This is a genomic window from Pseudomonas sp. NY15435 (genome assembly GCF_048068295.1).
In the GTDB taxonomy this organism is placed as follows: Bacteria; Pseudomonadota; Gammaproteobacteria; order Pseudomonadales; family Pseudomonadaceae; genus Pseudomonas.
Genome location: NZ_JBLUQA010000013.1, coordinates 117,499 through 131,648, shown reverse-complemented (window position 1 = coordinate 131,648; position 14,150 = coordinate 117,499). Strand labels below are relative to the sequence as shown.

The 14,150-nt window shown below is 67.3% G+C and carries 15 protein-coding genes; all 15 read right to left on the bottom strand.

The genetic code is table 11. The annotated features are described in order from the left end of the window. Positions 1 to 2: 2 nt before the first annotated feature. The 15 genes from ACNFH5_RS25660 to ACNFH5_RS25590 are packed head-to-tail and all read right to left on the bottom strand — an operon-like array spanning position 3 to position 13,870. Positions 3 to 725, bottom strand: a complete 723-nt coding sequence (locus ACNFH5_RS25660) for a class I SAM-dependent methyltransferase (protein ID WP_416750928.1) — start codon at positions 723 to 725, stop codon at positions 3 to 5. Next, entirely contained in the window at positions 722 to 1,978 is a 1,257-nt protein-coding gene (locus ACNFH5_RS25655; protein ID WP_416750926.1) for an NAD(P)/FAD-dependent oxidoreductase, read from the bottom strand. The genes ACNFH5_RS25660 and ACNFH5_RS25655 overlap by 4 nt, the downstream gene beginning before the upstream one ends. Next, positions 1,965 to 3,134 (bottom strand): sodium:proton antiporter, encoded by a 1,170-nt coding sequence (locus ACNFH5_RS25650; RefSeq protein ID WP_416750924.1) that lies wholly within the window; start codon positions 3,132 to 3,134, stop codon positions 1,965 to 1,967. The genes ACNFH5_RS25655 and ACNFH5_RS25650 overlap by 14 nt, the downstream gene beginning before the upstream one ends. Then, entirely contained in the window at positions 3,128 to 5,458 is a 2,331-nt protein-coding gene (locus ACNFH5_RS25645; RefSeq protein WP_416750922.1) for an MMPL family transporter, read from the bottom strand. Before ACNFH5_RS25645 ends, ACNFH5_RS25650 begins: the two co-directional genes overlap by 7 nt. Further along, complete coding sequence (locus ACNFH5_RS25640; RefSeq protein WP_416750920.1) at positions 5,448 to 6,041, bottom strand: outer membrane lipoprotein carrier protein LolA; 594 nt, start codon at positions 6,039 to 6,041, stop codon at positions 5,448 to 5,450. Before ACNFH5_RS25640 ends, ACNFH5_RS25645 begins: the two co-directional genes overlap by 11 nt. Then, entirely contained in the window at positions 6,035 to 6,472 is a 438-nt protein-coding gene (locus tag ACNFH5_RS25635) for an acyl-CoA thioesterase (protein WP_416750918.1), read from the bottom strand. The genes ACNFH5_RS25640 and ACNFH5_RS25635 overlap by 7 nt, the downstream gene beginning before the upstream one ends. Continuing rightward, entirely contained in the window at positions 6,465 to 8,006 is a 1,542-nt protein-coding gene (locus ACNFH5_RS25630) for an HAL/PAL/TAL family ammonia-lyase (protein WP_416750916.1), read from the bottom strand. The genes ACNFH5_RS25635 and ACNFH5_RS25630 overlap by 8 nt, the downstream gene beginning before the upstream one ends. Next, positions 7,990 to 8,868: a glycosyl transferase gene (locus ACNFH5_RS25625; RefSeq protein WP_416751068.1), complete on the bottom strand. Its 879-nt coding sequence runs from the start codon at positions 8,866 to 8,868 to the stop codon at positions 7,990 to 7,992. Before ACNFH5_RS25625 ends, ACNFH5_RS25630 begins: the two co-directional genes overlap by 17 nt. A 47-nt stretch (positions 8,869 to 8,915) precedes the next feature. Then, entirely contained in the window at positions 8,916 to 9,659 is a 744-nt protein-coding gene (locus ACNFH5_RS25620; RefSeq protein WP_416750914.1) for a glycosyltransferase family 2 protein, read from the bottom strand. Beyond that, complete coding sequence (locus tag ACNFH5_RS25615) at positions 9,656 to 11,332, bottom strand: AMP-binding protein (protein ID WP_416750912.1); 1,677 nt, start codon at positions 11,330 to 11,332, stop codon at positions 9,656 to 9,658. Before ACNFH5_RS25615 ends, ACNFH5_RS25620 begins: the two co-directional genes overlap by 4 nt. Next, positions 11,329 to 11,874 carry a hypothetical protein gene (locus ACNFH5_RS25610; RefSeq protein WP_416750910.1) on the bottom strand — a complete coding sequence of 182 codons (546 nt, stop codon included), beginning with the start codon at positions 11,872 to 11,874 and terminating at the stop codon, positions 11,329 to 11,331. Before ACNFH5_RS25610 ends, ACNFH5_RS25615 begins: the two co-directional genes overlap by 4 nt. Then, positions 11,871 to 12,119 carry an acyl carrier protein gene (locus tag ACNFH5_RS25605; protein WP_416750908.1) on the bottom strand — a complete coding sequence of 83 codons (249 nt, stop codon included), beginning with the start codon at positions 12,117 to 12,119 and terminating at the stop codon, positions 11,871 to 11,873. Before ACNFH5_RS25605 ends, ACNFH5_RS25610 begins: the two co-directional genes overlap by 4 nt. 11 nt (positions 12,120 to 12,130) lie before the next feature. Continuing rightward, positions 12,131 to 12,391, bottom strand: a complete 261-nt coding sequence (locus ACNFH5_RS25600) for a phosphopantetheine-binding protein (protein WP_205337846.1) — start codon at positions 12,389 to 12,391, stop codon at positions 12,131 to 12,133. Next, positions 12,366 to 13,178, bottom strand: a complete 813-nt coding sequence (locus tag ACNFH5_RS25595; RefSeq protein ID WP_416750905.1) for a lysophospholipid acyltransferase family protein — start codon at positions 13,176 to 13,178, stop codon at positions 12,366 to 12,368. Before ACNFH5_RS25595 ends, ACNFH5_RS25600 begins: the two co-directional genes overlap by 26 nt. Then, positions 13,154 to 13,870, bottom strand: coding sequence for a beta-ketoacyl synthase chain length factor (locus tag ACNFH5_RS25590; RefSeq protein ID WP_416750903.1), 717 nt, complete (start codon positions 13,868 to 13,870; stop codon positions 13,154 to 13,156). Before ACNFH5_RS25590 ends, ACNFH5_RS25595 begins: the two co-directional genes overlap by 25 nt. Positions 13,871 to 14,150: the final 280 nt, after the last annotated feature.

Sequence of the window (14,150 nt, the reverse complement as noted above, 5' to 3'; positions counted from 1 at the left end):
GTTCAGCGGCTCTCCAGCGGCTTGCGCACCACGGCGTTGACCAGGGTTTCCTCGCGCTGGCCGAACGGCTTGGGCTTGCGCAGACCCCAGCGTTCCAGCAGGCCGAAGTCCTTGGCGCGGCTCCACCACAGGTAAGGGTAGGAGACGTTCTTCTCGCTGAATTCGAAGCCCTGCTCGCGGAGCATCTGCAGGTATTGCGCGGCGCTCTTCTGCACGTGCATCGGGTGGCGGAAGAACCAGCGGATCACCCAGGTATCGATGTACGCCTCGGTGGATTCGGCGAACAGCAGCAGGCCGCCCGGCTTGAGCACGCGCCAGAACTCTTCCAGGGCGCGCTCCTGCTCCACCAGGTGGTGGAAGGTCTGGTGGCAGAAGAGGATGTCGACGCTGGCCGAGGGCAGCATCAGGTCGGCGCAGTCGGCGCAGTTCAGCTCCACCTCGATGTTCTCCCGCGCGGCTTCCACCGCCGAGCAGTCGAGGCTGTGCGGATCGGCGTCGAGGCCGATCATGCGGCCCGGCCTGAAGGCATCGCGCAGCAGGCGGAACGAGCGGCCCTGGCCGCAGCCTGCGTCCAGCAGCACCGGGTTGGCCGGGATGTCCCAGCTGGCCAGGCGCTTGAGGTCGTTGATCGCCACGCGCAGCACATGGTGCTGCCAGGTATGGCTCTGCAGGAACCAGAAACCGAAACGGGTTTCTTCGACGTAGGTGGAGGCGGGGCGGGTCATGACAGTCCTTGTCCTTGGCTGGCGCAGATTTCGGAGAGCACTCGCAGGCGGCGCTGCGGTTCGGCGACGAAGGGATTGCGCGTGTCCCAGGCGTAGCCGGCGAGGATGGAACAGATCATCCGGCGGATTTCCGGATCGGCCTTCTCGTAGAAGATCACGTCCTGGAAGCTGCCGTCGTACCAGCCCTCGACGTAGGCGCGGAAGGTGTCCACGCCACGCTTGAGCGGCCGGGCGAAATCGCCTTCCCAGTCCACCGTCTCGCCCTTGAGCTGACGGTCGAGCAGGTTGGCCGCCATGCTGGAGGAGCGCATGGCGATGGTGACGCCGGAGGAGAACACCGGGTCGAGGAATTCCGCGGCGTTGCCCAGCAGGGCGAAGCCCGGCCCGGCCAAGCGCTTGACGTTCGCCGAGTAGCCGCCGAGGGTACGCGCCGGGGTGTCCCACACGGCGTTCTTCAGCAGCGGGCGCAGGTTCGGCGCGGCCTCGAAGAAGCCTTTCAGGCAGGCGTCCAGGTCATCCAGCTTGCCTTCGAAGTGGCGGTCCTCGGCGACTACACCGACGGAGGTGCGGCCATCGCTGAAGGGGATGGTCCAGTACCAGATGCCGCGTTCTTCGGGATGGATGCTGATGAGGATCTTCTCGCGGTCGAAGTGCGGCGCGTCGATGCGGTCTTCGATGTGCGTGAACACCGCGCGACGTACCGGGAAGCCTGACGGTGCCTCCAGGTCGAGCAGGCGCGGCAGGACTCGCCCATAGCCGCTGGCGTCGAGGACGAAGGCGCATTCCACTTCGTACTCGCTGCCGTCCAGGCGGCGTACGCGCAGGCGCGGGCAGGCGCCATCGAAGTCAGCGGCGACGATCTCTTCCTCGTAGCGGATTTCCACGCCCTGCAGTTCGGTCTGGTCGGCCAGCAGTTGGTCGAAGCGCGCACGCTGGACCTGGAAGGTGCTGCCCTTGCCCTCGGTGAATTTGTCGCGGAAGTCGAAGTCGGTGTAGCGCTCGCCCCAGCCGAACGCCGCGCCGTGCTTGGTCTGGAAACCAGCGGTCAGCACTGCGTCGAGCATCCCGGCTTCCTCGACGAAGTCCAGGCAGTGCGACAGCAGGCTCTCGCCGATGGAGAAGCGCGGGAAGCGCTGGCGCTCGAGCACTAGTACGTCGTGGCCCTTGCGCTTGAGCAGCGCGGCGGCGATGGCGCCGGAAGGGCCCGCGCCGATGACGACGACGGTGCGTTGTTGCAGTTCAGGGGCGGGCATCAGAAGGGCTCCTTGCCGGGGCGTGATCCTTGGAAACGGGAGTGGCATGCGGGCGGCGCACGCCGCAGAGAGCGGGCAGCAGGGTGGCGAACAGGCTCATCAGCAGCAGGCTGAAATACAGCAGCGAGTCGATGTGGCCCTGCTGGAACAGCAGGTTGAGAAAGACGATCTCGGTCAGCCCGCGAATGTTCAGCAGCAGGCTTTCCTTCCACAGCTCGGGGAGGCTTGCACCCGGCAGCGCCCAGCGCAGGCCGAGCCAGCTGCCGGCCAGCTTGCTGAGCACCGGCAACGCCAGCAGCGCGCCGAGGTACAGCCAGGAGTAACCGGAGAGCGCGTTGTGGAAATCGATCTGCAGGATGCCGAAGGCCAGCACCAGCGGCACCAGCAGGTAGTTCTGCAGCGCTAGCGCAACCTGCGGGGAAGTCGGCAGGCGGAATGGTTGGCGCACTGCTGCCTGGGCCATCAGCCAGGTGATGGCGAACACCAGGGTGTTCAGATGCCAGTGCTGGAAGGCGATCATCAGGCCGAAGAACGGCAGGCTGTAGGCCAGCGCGTGGCGCACTCGCAACAGGCGCAGCAGCAACGGCGCAACCCCCGCCAGCAGCGGCCAAACCAATTGGCTCGGATCGCTGCTGCCCTGCGCCAGCCCGAACAGGCTCCAGCACCACAAGTCCATCAGCACCGCCGCGTGCATCAGGCGGCGCGTGGCGTCCTCGGGATACTCGATATTGCGCAGGAACAGGTAGAGCACCGGGATCGCCGTGATCGAGAACAGCAGGCCGATGCCCAGTACGCTCATGCCTTCGCGCACGCCCAGCAGCCACCAGGCGGTGGCCATGCCGCAGGCCAGCGGTACGGCAAAGCTGGGCAGGGCGATCTTCAGGCTCTGGCGGCTGACGTCGAGGTCGATCACGTCGCTCAGGATGTGCCCCAGCAGCAGCGCAAAACCGATGTCATAGAGCGGCTTGAGCCAGGGCGCGGTGACCAGTGTGCGTACCTCGAAGCCATGGCCTTGCAGCACCACGAACAGCGCTGGCAACAGCAGGCCGGCCACCAGCAACTGGCTGACGATGGGCAGCAGGCGCAGGCGACGCCCGCCGATCACCGCGAGGGCGAACAGCGGCGGCATCGCCAGCCAGAACAGGACCGTCAGCACGCCGGGGCTCCTTCTCGGTGGCTTTCTTCCGCCCAGGGACAGAACAGGAAGCAGAACGCCAGGCCCAGGCCCACGGCCAGGCCGAAGTTGCTGATCACCGGTGTGCTGGACAGTGCCAGCAGGCCGAACGATAGCCAGGTGGTGATGGCCGCCAGCAGCACGCCGATCAGGCTAACCGCTGCACCGCCAACGCGCTCGCGCATGAGGATCGTGTAATCCACGCCAATGGCGGTCACCAGCAGCAGGCCGAACAGGCTGAACAGGGTCAGCGGCTGGCCCAGCCAGCCGAGGCTGGCGAGGCTGCACAGGGCCGCCAGCAGTGGTAGCAGGACGATGCGCAGGGCGCCGCGCGGGCCGAAGGGTTTGAGCAGGACGGCGAAAATCAGCACGCAGGAGAGCAGTTTGAGTTCGGTGGCGCTGACCTGGGTGGCGGCGAACAGGCGGTTCAGTTCGCCGAGTCGATCCACCAGCTGCACGCCGTCCAGTCCCGTCGCCTGCTCGGCCAGCACGCCGGCATCGGACAGCCCCTGCAGGCTCACCAGCCCGGCTACGCCGCCATCCGCCGTGCCCAGCCACAGCGGCCGCCAGGGTTCGCCCAGCGGGCCTTTCAGGGCCTGGTCGAGTGATTGCTCCGGGAGTTTTTCCAGCTGATCCAACTCGGCTTGCAGAGCGGCTTGCGGAATGCCCAGGTCGATCAGCGCCTGCCAGTGCTGCGGCAGCTGGCGCAGGGCTTCGCGAGCCTGCTGTTGCTGCTGTGCGGTGGCGAGCAGCTGGTTGAGCGCGAGATAGCCCGTGAGCTGGCCGGAGGCGACCAGCTTGTCCAGCCGCGCGGCCAGTTCGGCCTGACGCTGCAGCAACTGGGTTTCATCGGTGGCGCGCACCAGGAAGAACTGGCTGGTGGGCTGATACCCGGTGATGCGAGCGACGGCCTGGGCTTCGCTGAGCAATTGCGGCTGGCTGCCCAGCCATTGGCGCAGGTCGTTCTTGATCTGCAACTGCCACAGCCCGCCGGCGCAGAAGAGTGCGACCACGATGAGCAGCGACCAGCTGCTGGTGTGCTTGAGCAGCGACTGACGCGCCTTCATCAGCCGATCACCCAGCGACAGCAGCAGAGGTTGCGGGGCGATGGCGTTGCCGCTCAGCAGCAGCGGCAGCAGGCCGATCACGCAGAGGTAGGCGGCGAGCAGGCCGGCCACCGAGAAAGTCGCCACCTGGGTCAGCGCCGGGAAGGGTGTGCAGGCCAGGGCGAGATAGCCGATCAGGTTGGTCAGCAGGCTCAGCAGCAGCCCGCGATGACTCAGCCGCAGCGCCTGCCATGGCTGCCATGGATTCAGATTCCAGGCTTTGGAGAGGTAATGCAGTGGGTAGTCCGAAGCGACGCCGATCAGGCTCGCACCGAGCACCAGCGTGAGCAGGTTGACCTTGCCGAACAGCGCGATGCACGCGGTGGCGCCGGCCAGCACGCCGACCAGCACCGGGAGGAAGGCCAGCAGCGCGCGAACACGACGGAAGGCGAGCAGCAGCAGGAGCAACGTGCCCAGCGCCGCACCGCCGCCGACCCAGGTCATCTCGCGGCTGGCCTGGCGCTGGCCATCGGCGGCATACAGCAGACCGCTGGCGGCGACCATCTGCCCGCCCTCACCGGTCAACAGTTCGCGGGCCTCGGCGATCTGCGCTGCCACGGCGCGCGGCAGGTTCATGTCGAAGGCATCGGCACGGGTGCGGGCGCGCAGCAGCACCCAACTGCGGCCGTCGGCTTCAGCGATCAGCGCGCCGCTGCCGATATCCAGCTGCACCTTGGCTGTCAGCGGCTGGTGATGCTGGATGCGCAGGGCGAGACCGAACCAGTCCTGGTCATTGGGCACCAGGCCGAAACCGGAGAAGGGATCGAAGAGTTGCTCCACGCGCTGCTGGATGAACGCGGCGGGGGCGCTTGTGAGCTGCTGGCGATCATCGCTGTTGAGCAGGGCGAGGCGGCCATCGCGCAGCTGTTCGCGCAGCGCCGGCAGGTCCGCCTGCACGCCCCACTGCACTTTCTCGTAGAGGCCGCTGGCTTGCCAGTGCTCGGCCAGCTTGCGGGCGCGGGCGATGGCGGTGTCGCGCTCGGGGTAGCCGACCAGCACGATCAGCTCGCGGTTGAGCGGCTCCTGCATGCGCTGCTCGGCCTGCTTCTGCAAAGCGTCACGGCTGTTGCCGGGTACCAGCTCCAGCAGGTCGGTGCTCAGTGGTGGGCCTTGGCGCCATTGCCAGGCCGCGAGGGCGAGTAGCGCCAGCAGCCCGGCGATCACCAGGCGTGGCAGCCACTGCGGCCGCTCAGCGGGCAAAGTCTGCGCGCTCCGCTTCGGTCAGGCTGTCGCCGGGCTGGCTGCTGGTCATGCGCAGCACAGTGCGGTCGCCTTGGGCTTCGTGCAGTTCGATGCGCTGCACCAGTTCTCCGCCGGCGATCTCGATGCTGTCGAAGATCTGCTTGAGCAGCACGGCACGTGGCGTGAGGGTCAGTTTCCAGTCGTTCGACTCGCCGCTCAGGGCAAGGTCGAAGTCGCGTTGCAGGCCGCTGCTATCGCCTTCCAGCACGGCGAGGAACAGGCGGTTCTGCTGCGCGCTGGCGCTGCGTTGCGGCAGTTGCTGCCAGCCGCTGGCGTCGCGCCGGGCGATGCCCTTGTCGTCAATGCGGTAGTCCTGCTTCAACGGCGTCTGCAACAGCCAGAGCAAACCGTGCTGCTTGGCGAGGACGAAATGCCCCTTGCTCACCAGCGGTTGTGGCAGGGAGCGCAGGTGCTTCTCCTGGACGAACTCGCCACGCACCACGGCCGGCTTGCCCAACTGAGCGGCCAGTTGCGGCAGGTCGAAGGCGTGGGCCAGCGGAGCCAGCATCAGGCCGCAGACCAGCAGGGCGCGCTTCAACATGCTTCGGCCTCCAGCGCGCGCTGTACGGCGGCGATGAACACCGGCGGGGAGGCCATCTGCATCTCGCGGCTGGCGATTTCCACCGCCACCTGGCTGCTGCTGGCGCGGGTCAGGCGCTCGCCGGTTTCGGCATCGCTGATCAGGTAGTTGATCTTCAGGCGGTTCTCCCACTCCACCAGGTCGGCGCGCACGCTGATGCGCTGGCCGAAGCGCGCGCCGCGCACGTAGCGCAGCTGCAGGTCGATCACCGGCCAGGCATAGCCCGCCTCGCGCATCTGCGAGTAGTTGTGGTCGAGCTTGTCGAGCAGTGCGCAGCGCGCCACTTCCAGGTATTTGACGTAATGGCCGTGCCAGACCACTTCCATCATGTCCACGTCGAAGAACGGCACGAGGATTTCCACCTCGGCCTGCAGTACACCGGCCTTACGCATAGAGCCTCCAGTGGCGCGCGCGGATGCGCTCCAGGCACAGGCGCAGTTCGCCTTCGAGGGCGCGGTCCTCGATCAGCGGGGGGAAGTCCTTCGCCAATTGCTCATGCATGCCGCCCAGTGGTGCCGGCAGCGGGCGCGAGCCGGCTTCGTTGCAACGTAGCCAGACGCCCTGCTGCGCGGCCAGCAGCGTGGCGGCGGCGACCTGTTCGGTCAGCTCCAGGCTGCGCAGGGCATCGCGCGCGGCGATGGTGCCCATGCTCACCTTGTCCTGGTTGTGGCACTCGGTGGAGCGCGAGAACACGCTGGCCGGCAGGGTGTTCTTCAGCGCCTCGGCGGTCCAGGCGCTGGCGCCGATCTGCACGGCCTTGAAACCGTGGTTGATCATTGCGCGGTCGGCCGGCGCCCCCGAAAGGTTGCTCGGCAGGCCGTGGTTGTAGCGGGTGTCCACCAGCAGCGCGAGCTGCCGGTCGAGCAGGTCGGCGACGTTGCCGACGAGGTTCTTCAGGCTGTCCATGGCGAAGGCGATATGGCCGCCGTAGAAGTGCCCGCCGTGGAGCACGCGCTCGTCCTCGGCGTCGATGATCGGGTTGTCGTTGGCGCTGTTCAGTTCGATCTCGATGAACTGCCGCAGCAGGCCCAGGCTATCGGCCAGCACGCCCAGCACGTGGGGCGCGCAACGCAGCGAATAGCGATCCTGCAAGCGGTGCAGCGGCGGCGTTGGCGCATCGATGGCGAGGTCCTGGCGAATCCAGGCAGCGACCTGCATCTGCCCCGGATGCGGCTTGGCGGCGAACAGGCGCTCGTCGAAATGCTCCGGGTTGCCCTGCAGGGCGATCACGTTCAGCGCGGTGATGCGCGTGGCCAGCTTGAGCAGGTAGTCGGCGCGCACATAGGCGAGGCAGGCGAGGCCGGTCATCACCGCGGTGCCATTCATCAATGCCAGCGCTTCCTTGGGCCGCAGTACCTGCGGCTGCCAGCCCAGCTCGGCGTGCACGTCGGCGGCGCTGCGGCGCTCGCCGCGCCAGAGCACGTCGCGCTCGCCGGCGAGTGTGGCGGCGACGTAGGACAGCGGCGTGAGATCGCCGCTGGCGCCCACCGAGCCCTCTTCCGGGATCAGCGGCAGGATGTCGTGTTCAAGGAAGGCGTGCAGACGCTCCAGCAGCTCCAGGCGCACGCCGGAAACCCCGTGGCTCAACGAGCGCAGGCGCGCGGCCAGTACGGCGCGGGTAGCCTGTGGATCGAGCAGTTTGCCCAGGCCGCAGCCGTGGAAGGTGAACAGGTGCTGCGGCAGCGCCTCGACGTGCTCCAGCGGCACGGCTACCACGCAGGAATCACCGTAGCCGGTGGTCACGCCGTAGATCACGCCTTCCTTGTCCAGCAGGGTGTCGAGGAACTGCGCGCCACGGGCGATGCGCGCGCGGAACTCGTCGTCGTCGTCCAGGCGGCTGTCAACGCGGCGCTCGGCGAGGGCGACGATCTGCTCGATGCTCAGGTGGCCTTGGCCGAAAACCGGCGCTTCAGTGGCTGTCGTCATGGGCTTTCCAGAACGGATAGAAGTTGAACCACTGCTGCGGCGCGCGCAGGCAGTAGTGTTCCAGGCGTTGGGCATAGCGCTGGGTCCAGTCTTTCAGGACCGCGGCGCGGTCGCTGCGGCGCCACTGGATGCGCTCGGCAAAGGGTTCCAGGTGCACGCGGTAGCGGCCTTCTTCCTTGAGGCAGAACATCAGGTTGGCCGGGCATTGCAGGAGCCCTGCGAGCAGCCACGGGCCTTGCGGGAAGGCGGCCGGCGCACCGAGGAAATCCACCTCGACATTGCGCCCGCCATGCAGCGGAATGCGGTCGCCGGCGATCGCCAGCCATTCGCCAGCGTCCAGGCGCTGGGAGAGCTGCAGCATGATCGCCGGGTCCAGCTCGCTCACCTGGATCAGCCGCAGGTGGCTGGCGCCGGACTCGCCCAGTAGCTTGTTGAATTGCTCGGCGTGGCGGGTGTGCACCAGCACGTTCATGCGCACCTTCTCGCCCAGTTCGGCCAGCGCCCGACAGACTTCGAGGTTGCCCAGGTGCGCGCCCACCAGTAGCTGGCCACGGCCGCTGCGCAACTGCGCGCGCAGGTTGTGCGGGTCGTTCAGCTCGATGCTGGCGAGGTCCAGGCGGCCTGCCCAGACGTCCAGCTTGTCGAGGATTGCATCGGCGAAGGCCATGAACTGGCCGAATACGCGGCCGGTGGTCGGGCTCAGCGAAGCGTCACCGCTGTGCTGTGCCAGACGCTGTTGGTACTCGCGAATGGCGCTGCGTGCGCGGGCGCCGAAGAGGAAGAAATACAGCACGATCAGATGCAGCAGCGGCGACAGCAGGCGGCGGCCCAGCGTGCGCGCCGCCCAGGCGGTGAAGCGCATCAGCAGCAGGCTGCCGCGCTCGCGCTGCTGCGCCCAGTGCTGCGCGCTCACGCAGCACTCCGCAGGCGGCGCCAGAGGATGGCCGGCGAGCGCCAGAGCATGCCGAAGAACAGCCGGGCATGCATGGAGGAAATCAGCGCGTTGTCGTGGAACAGGCGGAAGTGCGAGAGGCCGTCCAGCGGGTAGTGCACCCTGGTGGGCAGCCATTGCATCGGCTGGTTGCGCCAGGCCAGGCGGACGAGGATTTCCGGGTCGAAGTCCATGCGCTTGCCCAGCGTGGTGCTGTCGATGAGCTTGAGCGTGGGCGTGAGCGGGTAGACGCGGAAGCCGCACATGCCGTCGCGGATCGACAGCGACAGGCTGTTGATCCACACCCACACGTGGGTCAGGTAGCGCGCGTAGAGACGGCCCTTGGGCACGCTCTCGTCGTACTGCGGATAGCCGCAGACCAGCGCCTCGGGGTGCTCGCGTGAAGTGCGGAGGAAGCGCTGCACGTCGCCCAGGTCATGCTGGCCGTCGGCATCCACCTGCAGCGCGTGGGTAAAGCCCAGTCGCGCGGCTTCGCGCAGACCGGCCATTACCGCGCCGCCCTTGCCCTGGTTCACCGGCAGGCGCACCAGGTACGTGTCGCGGACTTCGGCGAGCAGGTCCATCACCGTCGCGCACTCGCGGCTGGAGGCGTCGTCCACCAGCACGCAAGGCAGCCCGGCAGTGAGCAGTTCGGCGACCACTTGCGGCAGCGCGTGCTCGTGGTTGTACACCGGAATCACTGCGCAGGGGCGCGTGTTCATGCGTCCGCTCCCAGCAGGATGCGCCCGGAGGAGCAGGTCGCCTCGCCGCGGGTGAAGGCGAAGTACAGCTTGCCGCGCTCGGCATCCCAGCGCAGCGACAGCTGGCAGAGATCACCCGGCCGCAGCAGTTGCTGGAATTTCAGCACTTCCATGCCGCCGAAGCGTGGTGGCAGGTCGAACACCTGGCGACCCAGTTGCTGTGCCCACTGCACCTGCACCACGCCGGGCAGCACGGGCGCCTTGGGGAAGTGGCCGGGGAAGTAGGCGAGGTCCAGCGGGATTTCCAGCTCAAAGCGCTGTTCGCCGTCTGCCTCATGATGCGCGAGCACCTCGGGGTCGCGGCTGCGCGGGGCGTGCAGCAATTCGTCCACCAGGCTTTGCGGCAGCTTGCCCTGGGCGTTGCCCGGCAGGCGCCGCAGCAGGCGCCAGCGGCGCGGCAGGGCGAGGGCTTCGCAGTGGTCGGCGAGGTGTTCGCGCAGGCGTTGGGTCAGCGCGCGGCGACCGCCATTGCGCAGCTCATGCAGGCCAACGTCGCTCAGGGCGACCAGTGCGCCGAGGCTGGCGCGGTTCTCCTGCACCACGCCCAGGCGCGCCTCGCTGACGAAGGGATGTTTCGCCAGCGCCGCTTCCAGTTGCGGCAGGGAAATGCGTTTTTCTTCCAGTTTGACGATGCGGTCCAGCCGGCCCAGCAGCTCGAAGCGGCCGTCGGCGCCGAGGCGCGCAGCATCGGCCGTTTGCTCGGTTTCGCCGGGCGGCAGGTAGGTCGATTCGATGCGCAGTGCGCCGTTTTCGTCCTGGCTCAAGGTCACGCCATCGAACGGCTGCCATAGCTGGCCACCCTGGCGCCAGGCGATGCCACCGGTTTCGGAGCTGCCGTAGATTTCCGTCGGGGCCTGGCCGAGGCGCGCATGCAGCAGTTCGGCGGCTTCGGCCGGCAGCGGGCCGCCGGAGGAGAAAACCCGCACTACCGGGCGCAGCGCCGGCCAGTCGAGGTTGTCGCCCATGCGCTTGAGCAGCGCCGGGCTGCCAACCCAGGCGAAGCGCGGTTGCGCGAGGCTGTGACGTTGCAGGTCTTCGGGGAAGGCGATCTGCCGGCGCAGGAAGGCGCGGCCGGCGGACAGCGGCCAGAGCACGCGGAACAGCAGGCCGTAGATGTGCTGCGCGGCGACGCTGCCGAGGATGTGCGCATCGCCCAGCTCCGCGCCCCAGAGGTTGTCCAGCACCCGCACTTCGTTGCTCAGCTGGCGCAGGGACTTGCCGATCAGCTTGGGCTCGCCGGTGGAGCCGGAGGTGCTGAGAGCCAGCCGGCAACTGTCGAGGTCAAGCTCGGCGGGCGCAAGGGATGGCCCGTTCAGCTCGGCAAGATCGAGGTCGCCCGGCTGGTCGCCGATCCAGGCGTCGATCTGTGGGGCAAGGCGTTCGCGGCTGTGGGCGAGGTTGTCCGCCGGCAGCACCGCTTCGGCACCCGCCAGCCACGTCGCGTAGAGGGCAATTGCCAGTTCGGCGGCGTCTTCCAGGTGGATCGCCACGCATCGGGCATTGCGCTGGCGCAGGGCTCCGGCGACCGCGCAAACGCGCTGCAAGAAGTTGCCGGCGAGCAGCGCCGGTTCCAGCGCCAGCGTGCGCTCGGCGGGCAGTTCCAGCAGCAGCCGGGCGAGGGAAATCGGTTTCATCCTTGACCTCTGACCCGTTGCCGCACCAGCCACTCGACGGCGAACAGCACGCCCATCAGCAGGTAGGAAATCAGGCCGTTGTACAGCGTCCACCAGGCCAGTGGCGCCCACAGCGTGAGGGCCGCGGCGATCAGGCCGTTGCCCAGGAAAAACAGCACCCATACCTGCGTCACCTGGCGCGTGTAGCGCACCGCATGGGGCGGCAGTTCAGGCTCGCGCAGGCGCGCCAGGCGCTCCACCAGCGGCGGGCCGAACTTCAGGCTCAGGGCGAACAGGCACAGCAGGCCGGCGCTGATCAGCACCGGGTACCAGCGCAGCAGATGCGGCTCATTGACCAGCCACAGCGCGATGCAGAAGAGCACGGCGGCCAGGGACATCCAGCGTTGTCCCGGTCGCTGCCCGCTGCCCAGGCTGCGGGCGAACCACAAACCACCCAGCAGCAGGGCGAAGAACTTCGGCGACAGGTGATCGATGCCGAAGTAGATCGCAAACGGGTAGAGCAGCCCGGCCAGCAGCAGGCCGAGCCCGACCATGCGTGTCATGGGTTGGCCAGGCGATAGACTGCTTCGACTACATCGCCCACGGTGCGCACAGACTTGAACTCCTCGGCGGCGATCTTCTTGCCGGTGTGGCGTTTCAAGTGATCGATCAGGTCAACGGCGTCGATGCTGTCGATCTCCAGGTCCTCGTACAGGTTGGCGTCGAGGCTGATCTGCGCAGGCTCCAGTTCGAACAACTCGACCAGGGCGTCGCGCAGGGTGTTGAAAATGTCCTCACGGGTTTGCATGGTCGGCGATCTCAGGCGGCTTTCTGGGCGGTCACGAAGGCGGCCAGGCTTGCCACATTGGCGAAGTGCTGGCGGGTGTCCTTGGCATCGGCATCGATCTTGATGCCGTAGCGTTTCTGGATGGCCAGGCCCAGTTCCAGGGCGTCGACCGAGTCCAGGCCGAGGCCGTCGCCGAACAGCGCGTCGTCGGCGCCGATGTCATCAGGGCCGATATCTTCGAGGCCGAGGGCATCGATGATCAGCTGTTTAATCTCCAGTTGCAGATCGCTCATCTCTTGCGAGCTCCTTGGTGAAATACTGGTGCAGGAAGGCATTGAGCCGGCGTGAGGCAGCCGGGGCGGGGCCCTGGCTGGCAAAGACCTGTGGGTCCAGGTCGTCGCCGACGCGCAGCCGGAAGTGCACGCGCCGGGCAGGAATGCTGTACCAGGGCTCGGCCTTGGTCAGGGTGGTCGGGGTGACGGTGATGGTCACCGGGGTGATCGAGCTGGCGCCGCGCAGGGCGATGGACGCCGCGCCGCGGTGGAATTCGGGGGGCTTGCCTGGCGTGGTGCGGGTGCCTTCGGGGAAGACGATCAGGGTCTGCCCCTGCTGCAGGGCGCCCACGGCCTCATCGAACATGTCCATGCTGCCGTTGTTGCTGATGTACTGCGCCGCCGTCACCGGGCCGCGGGTGAAGGGGTTGGCGAGCAGGCTTTGCTTCACCACGCAGTTGGCGTCGCGGATCAAACCGATGAGGAACACTACGTCGATCAGTGAGGGGTGGTTGGCGATCACCATCTGCCCCGGCCGGCCCAGGCGCTCGATGCCTTCCACTTCATAGGTGAGCACGCCGCTGCGCTGCATGATCTGCACGAACAGCCAGAACAGCCGGCTTACCGTGTGGCGCGCGCGGGTGCGGCGGCGCAGGGCGTCGCCAGGCAGCAGCGCCAGCAGGGGGAATACCAGCACCCGCAGCAGCAGGCCGCCGACACCGAAAATGGCGAAGCACAGGCCGGTGGCGAACAGGCGCCACAGCCAAGCGTTGGCACGCTTGCTCAGTGGTTGCGTTGCCAGGTCCATAGACGCTTCTTCCAGGGGTGGTGGATCAGGCTGGTGTGCTCGATCAGCGCGCGCACCAGGTCCAGGGCATTGGGGTGGGACGGCGGAGCAAGGGCCGTGCCGTTTTCCGATAGCTCCAGCGACCAGTCGCTCCCCGGACGCAGGCGCAGGGCCACGGCGTAGGGGAAGGGCACGTCGTCGACCCAGGGCGAATACAGCTCCGGCAGCAGCTCCTCGGCCACCACCAGCAATACTTCCGGCGCGCCTTCGGCGAGCAGCGCGGCGGCTTCCAGGAGGCCGTGCTCGAAGCCGTCACGTTCGCCGGCGATCGCCGTCATTTCACTGCTGTCCTGCCGCAGGATCGACCATAGGCCTATCACCGCATTGTGTACGGAGAGACTGAACTGGGTCGGGGACAGCGGTTGTTCGACGGCCAGAGCACGCAGCAGTTCCAGGCTGCGGCCGGTTTCGCCGTGGCGGGAAACGAAGATCAGCGGCATCGGCGGCCGCCCGTCGGCCAGCGGCCAGGCGACACTGAACACCATGCGTGCCAGCGGGCTGAGGCGACGGCGCTGCATGGCGGGGAGAAAGGCGACATCCGGTTGGACGGCGGCGTCAGGAAGGCGCTCTTCCCGTACCCAGCTCTGCCAGTCGGAGATCGTGGACAGGCCCGGGGCCCAGGCGCTCCACTGGTCGATGTTGAATTGAGTCACGCGACGAGCTCTTGTTGGCCCTTGCGGGCGAATGGTCTTCCTTGATCCACCAAGAGCTGTGACGGCACGGGCTATGGCGTAGTGCCGGCATTATCCGGGTCAAGGTAGAGGCAGGCAAACCTTTGCTTACAAACATGTGAGTAAGACAGGACATTTTACCCTTCGCCTTCCCGGATTCCTCGCGATTCGTCGGAAGTCGTCTGACGGACAGGGTGCGGGGACTTTCCCGCTCGCCCTTGTCATGGGCTTTGCATAGAATCCCCCAGCACTCGAATGTTCC